Source organism: Bradyrhizobium sp. MI1.3 (genome assembly GCF_055811695.1).
The window spans coordinates 25,527-43,264 of sequence record NZ_JBVVPQ010000059.1; the positions used below are offsets into that span (position 1 = coordinate 25,527).

A 17,738-nucleotide genomic window follows, 5' to 3' on the forward strand; every position below is an offset into this window, starting at 1 on the left:
TCTTGCTGGACCAGCGGGATCAGGAGACCGACATGGCGATCAACAACGTGGCCGATCTGTTCGTGGCAACGCTCGAACAGGCCGGCGTCAAGCGCATCTACGGCATCGTCGGCGACAGCCTGAATGCGCTGACCGAAGCGCTGCGGCGGCGCGGAACGATCGAGTGGATCCATGTCCGGCATGAAGAGGTTGCGGCCTTTGCCGCGGCCGGCGAAGCGGAGATGACGGGCAGTCTTGCGGTGTGCGCGGGCTCGTGCGGTCCCGGCAATCTGCATCTGATCAACGGCCTGTTCGATGCCCATCGCAGTCGCGTTCCCGTGCTGGCGATCGCCGCACAGATCCCGACCGCCGAGATCGGCAGCGGCTATTTCCAGGAGACCCATCCGCAAAACCTGTTCCGCGAGTGCAGCCATTATTGCGAGCTGGTCTCCGATCCGAGTCAGCTGCCCTACGTGCTGGAAAACGCCATCCGTGCGGCTGTCGGCATGCGCGGCGTTGCCGTCGTCGCCATGCCGGGCGACGTCGCCTTCCGCAGCCCACCGAAGCGCGCGCTGTCGACGGCGCGTGGCCTTGCGCTGTCGGCGCCGAAGGTCGTGCCGCAGGCCGATGAGCTGAAGGCGCTCGCGGACCTCTTGAACGGCGCCGAACGCATCACCCTGTTCTGCGGCCGCGGCTGCGCTGGCGCGCATGCGCCGCTGATGCAGCTTGCGGAAGCCTTGAAGAGCCCGATCGTGCATGCGCTGGGCGGCAAAGAACATGTCGAATACGACAATCCCTACGACGTCGGCATGACCGGCTTCATCGGCTTCTCCTCCGGCTATGCCGCCATGCACGCCTGCGACGCGCTCGTGATGCTCGGCACTGATTTTCCCTACAAGCAGTTCTTCCCGACCGATGCGAAGATCGCGCAGATCGACATCCGTCCGGAAAATCTCGGGCGGCGCTGCAAGATCGATCTCGGCCTCGTCGGCGACGTCAAGCTCACCATCGAGGCGCTGTTGCCGCTGCTCGAGGCCAAGACGCAGCGCAGGCATCTCGACGATGCCATCGTGCATTACAAGAAGGCACGCGAGGGCCTGGATTCGCTTGCGAAGGGCACGCCCGGAGCAAAGCCGATCCATCCGCAATATCTCGCAAAGGTCATCAGCGACCATGCGAGCGATGATGCAGTGTTCACCGCCGATGTCGGCACGCCGACGGTGTGGGCCGCGCGCTATCTCGAGATGAACGGCCGCCGCCGGCTGATCGGCTCGTTCGTGCACGGCTCGATGGCCAATGCTATGCCGCAGGCGATCGGCGCGCAGGCCGCGCAGCCCGGCCGCCAGGTGATCTCGCTCTCGGGCGATGGCGGCTTCACCATGCTGATGGGCGATCTGATCACGCTGACGCAGATGAAGCTGCCGGTGAAGGTGGTCATCTTCAACAACGGCGTGCTCGGCTTCGTGGCACTGGAGATGAAGGCGGCCGGCTTCGTCGACACCAATGTCGATCTGGAGAATCCGGACTTCGCAGCGATGGCGCGCGCGATGGGTATCTTCGCAAGGCGCGTCGAGGATCCCGGCGAGCTCCCGGGAGCGGTGAAGGACATGCTGGCCCACAACGGGCCGGCGCTGCTCGATGTCGTCACCGCCAAGCAGGAGCTGTCGATGCCGCCGACCATCACGCCCGAACAGATCAAGGGTTTCAGCCTCTGGGTCTTGCGCGCCGTGATGAACGGCCGCGGCGACGAGGTCGTCGATCTCGCCAAGACCAATTTGCTGCCGCGTTAACCGCGCTTGACCGACGGCAGGGGCAGCCGCTCATGGCGGCGCTGGAAGCGTTGCCAGTGCAGGACGATGCCGATCAGGAGCGCCGGCACGAAGCCGAGCGCAATCAGGAAATGCGGCAGCTGCGCCGGTGAGATGAACGCGATGGCGATGTCGGAGATCAGCCAGAGCGCGGCGAACATCACCGCGAAATCGGTGCGCGGGCAGCGCAGATAGTAGAACACGGCGGTGATGACGACGGCGGGTCCAATGGCGATGCCGATCATCACCGTCGTCAGCTCCTTCGGCGTCAGCGCGTCGAGCACCATCGCTGCCAGCAGCCAGAGCGCGGCGAACATGGCGACGATGTCGAGCGGATGCCGCAACCCAATACCTCTCGCAGAAAACGCACTATCGTTGTGGCCCGGACCTGGGCCGTCAAGGGAAAATGCGCCTATTCCTCGTCGTTTCCGGGCGTCGGCCGCAGCATGAAATGGCCGAAGGCGGTGGCGATCGGCTTGTTCGCATCGTCCTGCCAGGCTCGCGCCTCGAAGGCGACGATGCGCCGGCCCTGCTTCACGATCGAGACGTTGGCGAAGGTGTCGAGCGCGCGGCCGGAGCGCAGATAGTTGACGGTCAGTCCGATCGGCTTGGGCAGTGCGGCGGCGCCGAGCTCGCGCGCCACTCCGAAGATCGCGGTGGTCTCGAGGAAGGCGCCGGTCATGCCGCCATGGATCGCGGGCAGGATCGGGTTGCCGATGATCTTTGGCGAGAACGGCATCGTCAGGGTGTCGTCGTCGTTGACGCGAATGCCGAGGCAGCGCGCGAACGGGCTGTTGGCGAACGGACCGTCCGGATCGTCCGGCGCCTCCAGCGACGGGATGCTGGGCAAATCCATCCTGCGGTCCACGAGCATGTTGGTGCGGTTGGCGCCGATCATGAAACAGGCGGTCGCGGTCGCGACCGGATCGTCCTCGGACTCCTGATAGGCGGTCGATCGCACGAAGGCTATCGACCGCGTGGTGCGGTAGCAGACCGAATGCGCCTTGATGTCGAGCCCGGGCGTTGCCGGCTTCTGATAGTCGATGCGCAAATCAAGCGTCGCGATCGCGCTTGTGCCGTCGAGCGCGAGTTGCACCGCCATGCCGCAGCTCTCGTCCAGCATCGCGGTGACGACGCCGCCATGCAGGACGCCGGTCTCCGTGTCGCCGACGAAGACGGGCCGGTAGGGCAGGCTGGACCAGGCCTCGCGAGGTGCGAAGCGGTCGAGCTGGAGTCCGCTGATCTGGCCGTAATCGGAGCGGCGGCCCTTGATCGCCTCGGCGAGGTCCTCGAACGAAAGTGTGGTCGGTGAGCTGGACATGAGGACGTTCTAAACCAGCGGCGGGCGCGGTGCAAAACCCCGGATGGGCGTCCCGCGGCAGGAGTTCCGAGGCCGGTTTGGCCTCGACAGGGCCGGCCGAAGCAACGATGGTGGGCGCCTCGTTCGTTCGACCAGCCGCAAGGAGTGCCCATGGCCGATCCCGAAATGCCCGCCACCAGCCAGGGGCCCGTCATCATTTCGACCTCGAGCTCGGAGCGGGCGCCGATCATCTATTTCGACGGTGCGTCCTGCTTCGGCCACCACAACGGCGCTATCCAGATCGAGCTTGCTGCGAACCTTCTGATGCCGGTCGGCGCCGCCGTCAGGGTCGACGTGGTCCAGACCGCGCATCTGCGCTGCAGCGTGGCCGCCGCGCTGGCCCTGCGCGAAGCGCTCGACAAGGCATTGGCGATGTACCAGCAGGGTCAGCAGGAGCCCCGGCCGGAGGAAATTCCGACGGTGAAGAACTGAGGCAAGCGGCGGATCGCAAGTTAATGCGATCAACTCGCTCAGCTCACATGCACCTTCGGCTTCCTGCCATCGTTCCACTTGCCGTCGAGCGCGCGCTCGATCTGGGCGGCGAGTTGCAGCAGCAGGCCGTCATTGGCCTGTTTCGCAATCGCCTGGATGCCGAGCGGCAGGCCGTGGTCCTGCGTGGCCATCGGCATCGAGATCGCCGGCATGCCGCAGAGATTGGCGAGCGGCGTGAAGGCGAAGAAGCGCCAGAGATTGCCGAACCAGTCGAGCACGTCAGGATTGTCGGAGATGGTGAGATATTCCCGGGTGCCGACCTTCGGCGTCGGCAGCGCGGTGATCGGCGTCAGGATCACGTCCCACTGCTCGAAGAAGGCGCCGAAGGCGCGTGAGGTCGTGTTGAACACGCCTTGCATCTTCGCCCGCTCGGCGAAGCTCGTATGCCGGCCGGCTTCCCAGATCCGGATGTTCATGGGCTCGATGAGGTCTTCCGGGGGCCGCTCCAGCCCGCGCGCGGCGAGCATGTTGGAGATTACCACGGCAAAATTCGAGATATAGCAGGTGGTCTGCGCCTCGAACGCGGCGCGGAAGTCGAGCTCGGGCAGGCCGTAGTCGACGTGATGGCCGAGGCCTTCGAGGAAGCGGCCGGCCTTTGCCAGCTCGGCCGCGATCTCTGGCGTCGCGGTGTAGTCGCCCCAGCTGTGCGACAGCGCGATGCGAAGTTTTGACGGATCGCGTTTGATCATCTCGGAGTATGGTTGCGCCGTGGTCCAGAACGGCATGAACTCGCCCGGCGCCGCTCCCCTGGCATGATCGACGAAGGCGGCGGTGTCGCGCACCGAGCGCGACTGGCAGCCCTGGATCGAGACGAGGCCGGTGAGATCGGACATGTGCGGTGCGAGCGAGAACACGCCGCGCGAGACTTTCAGGCCGATATTGCCGTTGACCCCGGCGGGAATGCGGATCGAGCCGCCGCCGTCGGTCGCATGTGCGATCGGCACCACGCCGGCCGCCACCATTGCGGCGCTGCCGGCCGACGAGCCGCAGGTGGTGTAGTCGGTATCCCAGGGATTGCGCGTGACATAGACGGCGGGATTGTCGGCCGAGCTGCATACGCCGAATTCCGGCGTCGTGGTGCGTCCGATCAGGTTCAGCCCGGCCTGGCGGAATTTGCCGGTCAGGAACGTGTCGGCGCCAGCGCGATTGCCGCGCATCAGTAGCGAGCCCATCTCCTGGAGCCGGCCCTTCATGGTCGGGCCGAGGTCCTTCATCAGGAAGGGCAGGCCTGCGAACGGGCCGGCGAGATTGGCGCCGTCCTTGGCCGGATCGGCGATCACGTCATCGAACAGCTCGACGACGCCCGACAGTGCCGGATTGACCTTGGCAACGCCCGCAGCGGCCTGGCGCGCCAACTCCTTTGCCGTGAGCTCGCCTTTGCGGACGCGCGCGGCCAGTCCCACGCCATCGTGCTGCGCCCATTCGTTCCAGCTCATCGGGAAAGTCATGCGATCCAAACCTCTTCGTGCGGCGCCACCTTAGTTTCGCACGGGAACATTTTAATCAACTGAGGCGGCGCGAAGGGCAGGGTTGCGCGGGATGGAGAGGTAATCCTCCATTGCATGCGCACGCATCAATCCGAGAGCTTTGCGATCACCGCGACCGGCCCGCCGCCAGCGGGGCCCTGGTGCTCGGCGCCGCCGGAGACGTAGACCGCCCCGGTGCCGGCGAGGCCGGCAATCAGGCCGCCGACGGCAGCCCGGGCGTGGCGCGTCGAGCTGATATCGGTATCTTCCAGCATGGTGTGGCGGAAGCCGCGCACGCTGCCATCAGGCGAGGCCTCGGCCTTGGCGAAGATGTTGACGAGCTCGCGGCCGGTCGTCGTCTGCGGCGCGGCACAGAGCCCAACGCTCTCCAGCGCCGCGAGCACGGCGGCAGCGTCGATCGCATCGCTCATCACGGCATGCCCGATCTCGAATTCGCTCGTCGAGGACATCGAATTGCCGAGCACGATGACGACGTTGTGCGTCAGCTCGATTCCGGACGAGGTCGAGGCGACGTTCGAAAACAGATCGTAGCGCCGCAGCACGTCGTCGTCTCGTAGGTCGGTTGCGATCTCGCCGAGCGCGACTGCAACCCCGAGCGCGGAGGCGCCGCGCGAATAGGCCATCGAACTGTAGGCGCTGGTCGTCGCCGTCTTGTGGCCGCGCGCATTCGCCGCTTCGACGCGCTCGCTGGTGAGCAGCGGGCATTTGATCTGCACGAAATGGACGTCGGCGGGATCGGCGATCCCGGCATCCGCCATCGCGGCCTTCACGGCCTTGGCTGTCTCCGTGATCTGAGCGGAGCGGCCGAGCTCTTCAGGGAGAAAATCCCGCGTGTGCGCCATGCCGATGCTCAGGCGCTTGCCGGAGATGCCTGCCGGGCGCTGCAGAACGTCTCGGCGCGTGAACACCGTGATGTGCGGGCTCAGCACGCCCTCGGTGCCGCCGGACATCACGAAAGCGATGCGCTGCTCGACCTCCTGCGGCGACAGGCCGAGCTGCGGCGCCAGCGCCGTGCACAGCGCGGCAACGGCATATTCCCGGGTAAAGTCGTTGACGCCGCCATTGCCTTCGGTCTTGCCGAGGATGGCCAGGATGGATGCCGGATCAATCGCGCCGGAGCCGATCATGGCCATCAATCCGGAGACGTCGCCGGGGCCTTTGGTGGCGACCTTGAAGACGCCGACCGATGTCGTCCGCATGATAGTCCTCACATGGGGTTCAGGAGCCCGGCCGACAAAACAGCCGCTGAACCGGGGCGCCTGTCAAGGTGTCGAGGCAATCCCATCGTCGTCCTGGCGAGCGCCAGGACGCATGACCCAGGGGGCATTTGGCGAAGTCTCGTCGTTCGGTACGCCTACCGCCTACAATCGATGAATCACGCGCTATGGGTCCTGGCCTTCGCCAGGACGACGATGGAGTATGTGCGTCGTCCTCGCCGCCCCTCACGATTGTGGCGAGATCGCATCGGTTCGACAAAAAATCCCTTGTCGACGATCGTCCGCCGCACCTTGATGAATCAACCCCGATTGGTCCATAAGCGGCGTCCCGCAGCCGGTGGTTCGCCTCCGCGATGCGTGCTTGGATAGAGGGGTTCTCGCGTGGCAAATATCAACCAGAAAATTGCGCAGGAGCTTGGGGTTCGGGCGGAGCAGGTCGAGGCGACAGTGGCGCTGCTCGACGGCGGCGCCACGGTTCCCTTCATCGCCCGCTACCGCAAGGAAGCGACCGGTGCGCTCGACGATGCGCAATTGCGCACGCTGGAGGAGCGCCTGGGTTACCTGCGCGAGCTCGAGGACCGCCGCAAGGCCATCCTCGAATCGGTCCGCGAGCAGGGCAAGCTCGATGCCGCGCTGGAAGCCTCCATTCTCGCCGCCGACAGCAAGGCGCGCCTCGAAGACATCTATCTGCCGTTCAAGCCGAAGCGCCGCACCAAGGCGGAGATCGCCAAGGAAGCCGGCCTCGAGCCGCTCGCCAATCAGCTCATGGCCGACCCCACCAACGATCCGAAGGTCGTCGCTGAGGCCTTCGTCAATGCCGAGAAGGGTGTTGCTGATGCCGCTGCGGCGCTCGACGGCGCCCGCGCCATCCTCGTCGAGCGTTTCGACGAAGACGCCGACCTGATCGGCGCGCTTCGCGAAGAGGTGTGGACCAATGCGCGCATGGCCTCCAAGGTGCGCGACGGCAAGAAGACGGAGGGCGAAAAGTTTGCCGATTATTTCGAGTTCTCCGAGCCGCTGACGAAGCTGCCCTCGCACCGCATCCTCGCGATGTTCCGCGGCGAGAAGGAAGAGATCCTCGATCTCCAGATCCAGGCCGAGGCCGAAGCATCGCCGCCGGGCGTGCCGAGCGTCTATGAGCTGAAGATCATGAAGCGGTTCGGCATCGCCGACCTCAAGCGCGCCGGCGACCGCTGGATGATCGACACCGTGCGCTGGGCCTGGCGCACCAAGATCCAGGTGCATCTCAACATCGACCTGCGCATGCGGCTGTGGAATGCGGCCGAGACCGAGGCCGTGCGCGTGTTCGCCTCGAACCTGCGCGACCTCCTGCTGGCCGCGCCGGCCGGCACCCGCGTCACCATGGGACTCGATCCCGGCTTCCGCACCGGCGTCAAGGTTGCCGTCACCGATGCGACCGGCAAGGTGGTGGATACTGCCGTGATCTATCCGCACGAGCCGCAGCGACAGTGGAACGAGGCGCTTGCGATCCTCGGCAAGCTCGCATTGAAGCATCGCGTCGAGCTGATCGCGATCGGCAACGGCACCGCCTCGCGCGAGACCGACAAGCTCGCGGCCGACCTCGTCAAGGGCCTGCCCGACTTGAAGATGACCAAGATCGTGGTGTCGGAAGCTGGCGCGTCGGTCTATTCGGCCTCGGCTTTCGCCTCGGAGGAGTTGCCGGGCCTCGATGTCACCCTGCGCGGTGCGGTGTCGATCGCGCGGCGGCTCCAGGATCCGCTCGCCGAGCTCGTCAAGATCGAACCTAAGGCGATCGGCGTCGGCCAGTACCAGCACGACCTCGGTCAGGCCAAGCTCGCCAAATCACTCGACGCCGTGGTCGAAGACTGCGTGAACGCGGTTGGCGTCGACGTCAATACCGCGTCCGCTCCGCTGCTCGCGCGCGTGTCGGGCGTCGGTTCCGGCCTTGCCTCGAGCATCGTGGCACACCGCGACGCTAACGGTCCGTTCAAGTCGCGCAAGGCGCTGAAGGACGTGCCGCGGCTCGGCCCCAAGGCGTTCGAGCAGTGCGCGGGCTTCCTGCGCATCCTCGGCGGCGAGGACCCGCTCGACGCCTCCGGCGTGCATCCGGAAGCGTATCCGGTGGTGCGCCGGATTCTCAGCGCCACCAAAAGCGACATCAAGGCGCTGATCGGCAGCAGCGACATCGTTCGCACGCTGAAGCCGAAAGACTTTGTGGACGAGACGTTTGGTCTGCCGACCGTCACCGACATCCTGCGCGAGCTCGAGAAGCCCGGCCGCGACCCGCGTCCGGCGTTCAAGGCCGCGGTGTTCATGGACGGCGTCGAGGAGATCAAGCACCTCAAGAAGGGCATGATCCTCGAGGGTACCGTGACCAACGTCGCCGCGTTCGGCGCCTTCGTCGACATCGGCGTGCACCAGGACGGCCTCGTGCACATCTCGGCGATGTCCAGGACCTACATCAAGGATCCACGCGAGGTGGTGAAGCCCGGCGACATCGTCAAGGTGAAGGTGCTGGACTTCGAGGTCGCGCGCAAGCGCATCTCGCTGACGCTGCGGCTCGACGACGAGGTCGGCGCCAAGAAGGACGCGCCCGGCATGCAGCGGGACAACAGCTCGCGCAATCCGTCCCGTATGACCTCGTCGGCCCCGCGCCAGCAGGAATCTGCCGGCGGCGGCGCCCTCGCGGAAGCGCTGCGCCGCGCGGCCGAGAAAAACGGCGGCAAGCGGGCGTAGCTTCTAACCTCTCCCCGCTCTTCTGCTGGGAGGTGTCGGATCGCTGCTCGATATATCGAGAGTTCTATCCGCGTCGTCATTGCGAGCGCAGCGAAGCAATCCAGAATCTTTCCGCGGCGGGACTCTGGATTGCTTCGTCGCAAGGGCTCCTCGCAATGACGAGGAGAGAGCGCGGGTCCGTCTCCCTAACTTCCGCGTCAGAATCTGGCGCGTTTGTAAGTTGAAGGTGCCGGTCTCTTCCTCTCATCTGATCCTTCTCGCGCGGCAGAAATATCGCCGCGCAGTACGGAGGATGCTTCGATGGACAACAGGCTTTTCAAAGGCCTCACCGCGGTGACGATCGCAGCGGTGATGGCGCTCGCTTCACCGGTGCTCGCCCGCGGCGGCGGTGGAGGCGGCGGCCACGGCGGTGGTGGTTTTGGCGGCGGAGGTCATGGCGGCTTTGGCGGTGGCGGGCATTTCGGTGGCGGCGGCATGCACGCGGGAGGCTTTGGGGGTGGCATGCACGCCGGTGGCTTCGGCGGCATGCACGTTGGCGGCATGGGTGGCGCCCGTTTCGCCCATGTCGGCGGACCGGGCTTCGGCGGCGCCCGCTTCGCGCATGCGGCGATCGGGCCGCGCTTCGCTGGTTCTGGCTGGCACGGCAGGCCCTTCATCGGCCGCCACGCCTTCTTCCGGCACCACCATCGCTTCTTCTTCGGAGCACCTTTCATCTATGCCGGCTACAATGACGGCTGTTGGCGCAGGAGCTGGACGCCCTATGGGTGGCAATGGGTCAATGTGTGCGGAGACTCTTGGTACTAGCATCGCCGTACCGCACCATTGTCGCGATCGTCATCGGACGGTTCCGCTCAGCCCCGGAACGGGATAGTCTGGTGGCGATCGTCGCGCGGAGTTTGTCATGTCCGGAGGTCACCGCCGCATTCTGGTCGTCGAGGACGACGCGGAAACCGCAGGCCAGCTCGTCGAGGAGCTGACGATTTCCGGCTACGACGTCGATCTCGCCGCCACCGGGCGCGAGGCCCTCAGCCACGGCGCCGCGCGCGACTATGCCGTGATCACCATCGACCGCATGCTGCCCGACATCGATGGCATCAGTGTGATGCGCCAGTTGCGCGACGACGGCATCGCCGCGCCGTTCCTGATCATCTCCGCACTTGGCGAAGTCGACGACCGCGTGCGCGGCTTGCGCGCCGGCGGCGACGATTATCTGGTCAAGCCGTTCTCCTTCACCGAATTGCTGGCGCGGCTGGAGGCGCTCGGCCGGCGCAGCGACACCGTTGCCAAGGAGACCATCCTGCGGGTTGGCGATCTCGCCGTCGACCTGATCGCACGTAGCGCGAGCCGCCGCGGCCGGAAGATTCCGCTGTTGCCGCGGGAATTCCAACTGCTCGAATATCTCGTCCGCAACGAGGGCCGCGTCGTCTCGCGTGCGATGCTGCTCCAGCATGTCTGGGATCTGCATTTCGATCCCTCCACCAACATCATCGACGTCTATGTCGGGCGCGTCCGTCGCAAGGTCGATGATGCCCAGGCCTATCCGCTGATCCACACCATCCGCGGCATCGGATATTGTCTCCGTGCTCCTGGCTAAAACGCTCCGCTCCTCGACCTTCCGCCTTGCGCTGATCGCGATCGCAGCATTTGGGCTGATCGTCGCGGCGATCATGGCCTATGTCTATTTCGGCACGATCGCCTATGTGCAGAGCCGTATCGGCGATGCCGGCGACCACAGCAGCTTCACCGCGATGATCGAGCTCGCGATGGCCGCTGTCGCCGTGCTGATGCTGGTGCTCGCCGGGCTCGCCGCGGTGCTGGTGACGCGCCGCACGGTCGGGCGAATCGAGGAGATCAACGCCACCAGCCGCGCCATCATGATGTCGGGCCTCGACCAGCGCATTCCCTTGCGCGGCAGTCACGACGAGTGGGACCGCGTCGCCGAAAACCTCAACCAGATGCTCGACCGCATCGAGACACTGATGGGCGAGGTCAAGCAGGTCAGCGACAACGTCGCCCATGATTTGCGTACGCCGCTGACGCGCATGCGGGGCCGGCTGGAGAAGGCCTATCACGCCCCTCGCAACGGCGAGGCCGACGCGGCTCTGATTGGTGACACCATCGCCGATCTCGACGCGGTGCTCGGCATGTTTGCCTCGATCACCCGCATCTCGGAGATCGAGACCCGCTCCCGCCGCAGCGCGTTTCGCACGCTTGATCTCGCCGAAATCGCCGGCGAGGTCGTCGAGCTCTACGATGCCGCCGCCGAACAGGTCGCGACGCGGCTCAGTCTGGGCGGCGATCGCGAGGTGGCGATCACGGGCGATCGCGACCTCCTGTTCGACGCCATCGCCAATCTCGTCGACAACGCGATCAAGCACGGCTGCGAAGGCGGGCAGGTGATCGTCACCTGCCGCCGCACCGACGGCGGTGCGACGATCGCGATCGCCGACGATGGTCCCGGCATTCCCACTGATGAGCGCGATCATGTGTTCAAGCGCTTCTACCGGCTCGAACAGAGTCGCTACACCCCCGGTAACGGCCTCGGCTTAAGCTTGGTCGCCGCGGTCGCCCGCCTCCATGGCGCCGAGATTGCCCTGCACGACAACGCGCCGGGGCTGACGGTTCAGCTCAGCTTCCCGCCGCACCTGCCCTAGAGTTCGATCACGCCGCGGCGGGCCGCATGTGCCACCGCATCGGTTCGGCCGGTGGCGTCGAGCTTGTCAAGCAGCGAGCCGACATGGAATTTGACCGTGTGGACGGAAATGCCGAGCTGACGCGCGATCATCTTGTTGGAGCCACCTTCCGCCATCAACGCCAGCACATCGAGCTCGCGCTGTGTCAGCGCGATGTCCTCAGGCATGATGCGCGGATCGCGGGTGACAATCGTCGCGGCCGCCTTCTCGCCGGGTTCGGCGAGGCGAAGCCCGGCGATATGGCCGAGCAGAGCCGCCAGGCGATCGGCGAGGGCGGGATCGTCGATCTCCAAGGCCAGAACGATCTCGGGGGCGATATCCTCGCTCACGCCGCCGGCCTCTCGCCGATCGTGACCTTGAAGCTGACCGGTTCGCCGCCGCGGCGCGCCGCGATATCGACCACCGCTCCGACGCTAGCCGGACCCAGCGTCCGCGACAGCGCGCGTACGCCGGACAGCTTCTGGTCGTTGACGGCGACGATGACGTCGCCCTGGCGGATGCCGGCCGCCGCCGAAGGGCCGGCCTTGTCGACATTCATCACCATCGCGCCGACGCCGTCGTCGAGCCGGACCGGCTGCAGCCCGAGGCCGAGATATCCGCGTGCGATGCGGCCGCGCGCCTCTAACTGGGCCGCGACCCGCTCGATCGTCGCTGTCGGGATCACCAGCACACGCCTCGGGCCGAGCACGGCCATGCCGAAGGCTTCGCCCGATGCATCGAGCGCGAGGCCGCCCTGCTGGCTAGAGCGCAAGCGGACGTCGAGCTCGATCCGCGCGTCGATGTCGCCGCCGCGCAAGGAGCGCCAGCTCTTGCCGGACAGCGACACCATGCCGAGCGCGGCGCTCGGCGCATCGCGGTTGGTGGCGACAACAACCGACAACGCGCCGAGGGGCGGCACAATTGTGGCCAGCTTGACCGGGGCAATCGCGCTATCGACGCGCAGCAGTGCGATATCCGTCGTATGGTCGCGGCCTGCGATCGTGGCGGCTGCGGTGCTGCCGTCGGGGAGGCCGATCTCGACGTCGCCCTCGTCAGCCAGCGCCTCGTCGGCGGTGACGATCAGGCCGGGCTTCCAAATGAAGCCGGTGGCGCGGGAGCGATGCGAATGCACGGCGACGACGGAGGGCGCGGTGCGCGCCACGACGTCAGCGAGCGCCGACGATAGCGAGGTCAGGGGAGTTGAGTCGGTCATGGGGGGCTCCTGTAAGCTGCGCCCAATCTGGGATGTCGCGGCCGATTGTGAAACTGGCCGGATGGCCAGGAAATGAGCAGGGAAAGCTGGTCCGTAAGACCACGGCCGACGAACATGTGATTGGGAGCCGCTCACGGCAACGTGTAGCAATCGAGAAATTGCGCCGCACGGCCCTAAACCTTTCAGCGAGCCCTGACCGATGACCATCGACCTCACCCGCCGCACCCTGCTTCAACTCGCCGGCGCCACCTCGCTTGCAATGGCGGCGGCGGGCGCGGCGCGCGCCGAGGGCGCACCACAGGGCGGTGGGCCGACCTACGCCAGCCGCACCCCGATGCGGGTCGGCATGGTGACGCTCCGGGTGAAGAGTCTCGACAAGGTTGCGGACTACTATCGCGACGTCATCGGACTCACCGTGATGGAGCGCTCGGCAACTGCTGCAAGGCTCGGCACGGCCGGTATCACCCTGCTGGTGCTGGAGGCCCGTCCTGATGCCGAGATCGAGCCACGCAGCGCCGCCGGCCTTTACCACACTGCGTTCCTGATGCCGACCCGCAAGGACTTGGCGCGCTGGTTGGTCGCAGCGGCCTCGCATCGTGTGCCGCTGTCGGGCTTTGCCGATCACCTCGTTAGCGAATCCGTCTATCTCGACGACCCCGAAGGCAACGGCATCGAGGTCTATGCCGACCGCGATCCCTCGCAATGGCAGTGGAGCGAGGGCAGCGTGAAGATGGCGGCCGACGAGCTCAACATTCCCGACCTGCTGTCGCTGACCAATACACGCGTGCCTGATTATGCCAAGGCGCCCGACGGAATGCGCATCGGCCACATGCATCTGCGCGTCGGCGACCTCACGCAGGCTGAGCGCTTCTATCACGGTGCCATCGGCCTGGACCCGACCCGCAGCCGCAACGGCGCCGCGTTCCTGTCGTCGGGGCACTATCATCATCACCTCGGCATGAACGTCTGGCAGAGCCAGGGTGCCGGCCAACGCGACGATCAGGCAACGGGGCTCGCCTGGTTTTCGCTGGTGACGGAGAAGCCGGACCTGCTTGCCGCCCAAGACGAGCGCCTGCGCAAGGGCGGCGCGAAAGTCACGGCGCTGGCGAATGGCGTGGAGGCGATCGATCCCTGGGGCACGCGGGTGCGGTTGATCAGGGTTTGATCGCGGGCGCGAGCGTTGGTAAGACCGGTCAGGCGCAAGCCAGTTTCCGGGATTTACAGCTGACATGTCCGATTTTCGCGGCGTCTTCCCCTATCTCGTCTCGCCCGTCGCTGCCGACGGCGCAGTGCGGACGAACGTGCTCGCAAGGCTCTGCGACGATCTGATAAGCGCCGGCGTCCACGGTCTGACCCCGCTCGGCTCGACCGGCGAGTTCGCCTATCTCAATGCCGCCCAACGCACCGCGGTCGTGCAGACCACGATCGAGGCGGCAAGGGGACGCGTGCCTGTCGTCGCGGGCGTCGCCTCCACCTCGACGGCTGACGCCGTGGCGCAGGCGAAGGCGTATCAGAAGCTCGGTGCCGACGGCATTCTGGCGATCCTGGAAGCGTATTTCCCGCTCGCCGATGCCCAAATCGAATCCTATTTTCGCGCCATCGCGGATGCCGTGGACATCCCCGTCGTGATCTACACCAATCCGCAATTCCAGCGCTCCGATCTCACCCTCGACACCATCGCGCGCCTCGCCGAGCATCCGCGCATCGGCTACATCAAGGACGCCTCGACCAACACCGGCCGGCTGCTCTCGATCATGAACCGCTGCGGCGATGCCTTGCGGGTGTTCTCGGCCTCCGCCCACATTCCGGCCGCAGTGATGCTGATCGGCGGGCTCGGCTGGATGGCGGGCCCCGCCTGTATCATCCCAAGCCAGAGCGTCGCGCTCTATGACCTCTGCAAGGCCGGTCGCTGGGACGAGGCGATGGCGCTCCAGCGCAGGCTGTGGCGCATTAACGAGGCTTTTGCCCGCTTCAACCTGGCGGCTTGCATCAAGGCCGGCTTGGCCATCCAGGGCTACGACGTCGGCGATCCCGTCCCGCCGCAGACCGCTCTCACCGCCGATGCGCGCAAGGTCGTGGAAGCGGCCTTGCGGGAGTTGGCGTAGCGATCCCCTCTCGTCATGGCCGGGCATAGCCGTCCGAAGGACGGCGTCGCTTTCGCTCGCCTATGTCCCGGCTATCCACGCGCTTCCACACGAAAAGTACGTGGATGCCCGGGACAAGCCCGGGCATGACGAAATCGCGGATATACCGCCTAAAAGCGCGGCTGGTATGCCCTTGATCGATCCGCTAAAAGGCGGCCCGCAGTTTCGAAAAGACCCTGAGGACCCCACGGAATGAACATTCTTCCCGGCAATTTGCGTTTCGGAGCGGGGCAGCCCGTCAAGCGTTTGGAAGACCAGCGACTGCTCACCGGGAAGGGACAGTTCATCGACGACAAGCCGGAAGATGGCGCGCTGTGGTTGTACCTGTTGCGCTCGCCGCATGCCCACGCGAAGATCGTCTCGATCGACACGGCCGCCGCCACGGCGATGCCTGGCGTGACCGCGGTCTACACCGGCGCCGACCTCGTCAAGGACGACATCGGAATCATCCCGACCTTGAATATCTTCAAGCGCCCCGACGGCAAGCCGATGACGGTGCCGCCACGCCGCCTGCTGGCGCACGAAATCGTGCGCTATGCGGGCGAGGCCGTGGCCGCCGTGGTGGCCTCCTCGCGTGCCGACGCGCAGAGCGCGGCCGAAGCGATCGTGGTCGAATATGACGTGCAGCCGGCCGTGGTCGATCCCGTCGAGGCGGTCAAGCCCGGTGCGCCATTGGTGTGGCCGGAGGCGCCCGACAACATCGTCGGCGCGATGAGCTACGGCGATGCCGCCAAGGTGGACGAGGCTTTTGCCAAGGCGGCGCATACCGTCGAGCTCGATCTCGTCAGCCAGCGCCTGGTGCCGTCGGCCATGGAGCCGCGCTCGACCATTGCCGAGATCGACAAGACGTCCGGCCGCCTTCTGCTGCATGTGCAGTCGCAGACGCCCGCCTCGACCCGCGACGTGCTGGCCGAGGCCGTGCTGAAGCGGCCGAAGGACAGCGTGCGCGTCCTGGTCGGCGATATCGGCGGCGGCTTTGGCCAGAAGACCAACCTCTATCCCGAGGACGGCATCGTCGCCTATGCCGCAACCAAGCTGAACAGGAAGATCCGCTGGCGCGGCGACCGCACCGATGAATTCGTCGGCGGCACCCACGGCCGCGATCTCACCTCGACCGCTTCCTTCGCGCTCGACGAGAAAGGCAAGGTGCTGGCCTACCGCGTCAGCTCGATCGGCTGTACCGGCGCGTATTCCTCGGGCGCGGCCAACATCATTCCGCTGGTGCTCGGCCCGTTCGTGCAGACCGGCGTCTACGATTTGCCGCTGGTGCATTTCGAGGTGAAGTCGGTGATGACCCACACCGCGCCGGTCGGTGCCTATCGTGGTGCGGGCCGGCCCGAGGCCGTGTTCATCGTCGAACGCCTGTTCGACGCGGCCGCGCGGAAAATCGGCATGGACCCGCGCGCGATCCGGAAAGCCAACTACATCAAGCCGGCGCAACTGCCCTACACCAATGCTGCGGGGCAGGTTTACGACTCCGGCGCCTTCGCGCACATGCTCGATCGCGCCGTGAAGCTTGCGGACTGGGACGGCTTTGCCGCGCGCAAGAAGGCCGCGAAGAAGAAGGGCCTGCTCTATGGCCGCGGGCTCACCTCCTATATCGAATGGACCGGCGGCCGTGCCCACACCGAAAAGGTCAGCCTGCACGCGACGTCGGAAGGCCGCGTCATCCTGCATTCCGGCACCATGGCGATGGGGCAGGGCTTGCAGACCACCTACACCCAGATGATCTCCGACACGCTCGGCATTGCCATGGACAAGATCGACGTGGTCCAGGGCGATACTGATCTGGCGATGGGCTTCGGCAGCGTCGGATCGCGTTCGCTGTTCGTCGGCGGCACGGCGGTCGCGGTCTCCTCCAACGATCTGATCCAGAAGGCGCGCGAGAAGGCGGCGAACGTGCTGGAGACCTCGATCGAGGACATCGAATACCAGGGCGGCATGCTCACCGTGGTCGGCACCGACCGCCGCATCAGCCTGTTCGACATTGCCGAGAAAGAAGGCGGCGCGAAACTCAGCGTCGATTCCGAAGGCGAGGTCGACGGTCCGAGCTGGCCGAACGGCACCCATATCTGCGAGGTCGAGATCGACCCCGAGACCGGCGTGTCCAAGGTCGTGCGCTACACCACCGTCGACGACGTCGGTGTCGCCGTGAACCCGATGCTAGTGAGCGGCCAGATCCACGGCGGCGTCGCACAGGGCATCGGTCAGGCGCTGTATGAGGGCGTGTCCTATGATGCCGACGGCCAGCTGCTCACTGCGAGCTATCAGGACTATTGCATCCCGCGCGCCGACGACGTTCCGCCGATCGTTGTGACGCTGGACGATTCCGCGCCCTGCCGCACCAATCCGCTCGGCGCCAAGGGCTGCGGCGAATCCGGCGCCATCGGCGGTCCGCCCTGCGTCACCAACGGTGTGATGGATGCGCTCGCCGAACTCGGCATCACCCAGCTGAATACGCCGCTGACGCCGCAGAAGATCTGGCAGGCGATCCGGGATGCGAAGGTGGGCGGTTAGCGGCCATTGTCGTGCTGGCTGTCGCCACAAATCCAACTCGTGGGGGGGGGGGGGGGGGGGGGGGGCGGCCGCGGCGGGGGGGGGCGGGGGGGGAGGGGGGGGAAGGGACACAGAGACGAAATAAGAAAACG

General features: G+C 66.1%; 15 protein-coding genes. 9 read left to right on the top strand and 6 right to left on the bottom strand.

All coding sequences use genetic code 11. The annotated features are described in order from the left end of the window. Positions 1-32 precede the first annotated feature (32 nt). Positions 33-1,769: a ubiquinone-dependent pyruvate dehydrogenase gene (poxB, locus tag AC0L3A_RS30965; protein ID WP_007596566.1), complete on the top strand. Its 1,737-nt coding sequence runs from the start codon at positions 33-35 to the stop codon at positions 1,767-1,769. On the opposite strand, the gene AC0L3A_RS30970 is transcribed toward poxB, so the two are convergent. Together AC0L3A_RS30970 and AC0L3A_RS30975 are read right to left on the bottom strand one after the other, a co-directional pair. Then, on the bottom strand, positions 1,766-2,131 hold the full coding sequence (locus tag AC0L3A_RS30970; RefSeq protein WP_007596565.1) for a hypothetical protein: 366 nt from the start codon (positions 2,129-2,131) through the stop codon (positions 1,766-1,768). The genes poxB and AC0L3A_RS30970 overlap by 4 nt on opposite strands. A 68-nt stretch (positions 2,132-2,199) precedes the next feature. Beyond that, a complete protein-coding gene (locus AC0L3A_RS30975) occupies positions 2,200-3,108 on the bottom strand; it encodes a PaaI family thioesterase (RefSeq protein ID WP_007596564.1) in 909 nt (302 codons plus the stop codon). 150 nt (positions 3,109-3,258) lie between these two features. On the opposite strand from AC0L3A_RS30975, the gene AC0L3A_RS30980 reads away from it, so the two are divergent. After that, positions 3,259-3,579 carry a hypothetical protein gene (locus tag AC0L3A_RS30980; RefSeq protein ID WP_007596563.1) on the top strand — a complete coding sequence of 107 codons (321 nt, stop codon included), beginning with the start codon at positions 3,259-3,261 and terminating at the stop codon, positions 3,577-3,579. A gap of 38 nt (positions 3,580-3,617) precedes the next feature. Here AC0L3A_RS30980 and AC0L3A_RS30985 read toward each other — a convergent pair whose 3' ends face one another. Then, on the bottom strand, positions 3,618-5,087 hold the full coding sequence (locus AC0L3A_RS30985; protein WP_354128968.1) for an amidase: 1,470 nt from the start codon (positions 5,085-5,087) through the stop codon (positions 3,618-3,620). 125 nt (positions 5,088-5,212) lie between these two features. Next, positions 5,213-6,325: a cyanuric acid amidohydrolase gene (atzD, locus tag AC0L3A_RS30990; protein WP_007596559.1), complete on the bottom strand. Its 1,113-nt coding sequence runs from the start codon at positions 6,323-6,325 to the stop codon at positions 5,213-5,215. Between the two features lie 399 nt (positions 6,326-6,724). Here atzD and AC0L3A_RS30995 point away from each other — a divergent pair, with 399 nt between their 5' ends. From AC0L3A_RS30995 to AC0L3A_RS31010, 4 genes are all read left to right on the top strand, one after another. Further along, positions 6,725-9,061 carry a Tex family protein gene (locus tag AC0L3A_RS30995; protein WP_354169407.1) on the top strand — a complete coding sequence of 779 codons (2,337 nt, stop codon included), beginning with the start codon at positions 6,725-6,727 and terminating at the stop codon, positions 9,059-9,061. A gap of 300 nt (positions 9,062-9,361) precedes the next feature. Beyond that, positions 9,362-9,865, top strand: a complete 504-nt coding sequence (locus AC0L3A_RS31000; protein WP_007596555.1) for a hypothetical protein — start codon at positions 9,362-9,364, stop codon at positions 9,863-9,865. 97 nt (positions 9,866-9,962) lie between these two features. Beyond that, positions 9,963-10,655 carry a response regulator transcription factor gene (locus tag AC0L3A_RS31005; RefSeq protein WP_219683023.1) on the top strand — a complete coding sequence of 231 codons (693 nt, stop codon included), beginning with the start codon at positions 9,963-9,965 and terminating at the stop codon, positions 10,653-10,655. Continuing rightward, positions 10,642-11,715, top strand: a complete 1,074-nt coding sequence (locus AC0L3A_RS31010) for a sensor histidine kinase (RefSeq protein WP_473255801.1) — start codon at positions 10,642-10,644, stop codon at positions 11,713-11,715. Before AC0L3A_RS31005 ends, AC0L3A_RS31010 begins: the two co-directional genes overlap by 14 nt. Here the strand turns inward: AC0L3A_RS31010 and AC0L3A_RS31015 are convergent. Further along, positions 11,712-12,083 (bottom strand): response regulator transcription factor, encoded by a 372-nt coding sequence (locus AC0L3A_RS31015; RefSeq protein WP_007596549.1) that lies wholly within the window; start codon positions 12,081-12,083, stop codon positions 11,712-11,714. The genes AC0L3A_RS31010 and AC0L3A_RS31015 overlap by 4 nt on opposite strands. After that, positions 12,080-12,946: a S1C family serine protease gene (locus tag AC0L3A_RS31020; RefSeq protein WP_473255802.1), complete on the bottom strand. Its 867-nt coding sequence runs from the start codon at positions 12,944-12,946 to the stop codon at positions 12,080-12,082. The genes AC0L3A_RS31015 and AC0L3A_RS31020 overlap by 4 nt, the downstream gene beginning before the upstream one ends. Positions 12,947-13,145: 199 nt before the next feature. Between AC0L3A_RS31020 and AC0L3A_RS31025 the strand changes: the two genes are divergently transcribed. The 3 genes from AC0L3A_RS31025 to AC0L3A_RS31035 all read left to right on the top strand — a co-directional run bounded on the left by AC0L3A_RS31025 (position 13,146) and on the right by AC0L3A_RS31035 (position 17,607). Next, complete coding sequence (locus AC0L3A_RS31025; RefSeq protein WP_007596546.1) at positions 13,146-14,111, top strand: VOC family protein; 966 nt, start codon at positions 13,146-13,148, stop codon at positions 14,109-14,111. A gap of 64 nt (positions 14,112-14,175) precedes the next feature. Next, complete coding sequence (locus tag AC0L3A_RS31030; protein WP_354169414.1) at positions 14,176-15,051, top strand: dihydrodipicolinate synthase family protein; 876 nt, start codon at positions 14,176-14,178, stop codon at positions 15,049-15,051. 231 nt (positions 15,052-15,282) lie between these two features. Beyond that, complete coding sequence (locus AC0L3A_RS31035) at positions 15,283-17,607, top strand: xanthine dehydrogenase family protein molybdopterin-binding subunit (RefSeq protein ID WP_473255804.1); 2,325 nt, start codon at positions 15,283-15,285, stop codon at positions 17,605-17,607. Positions 17,608-17,738: the final 131 nt, after the last annotated feature.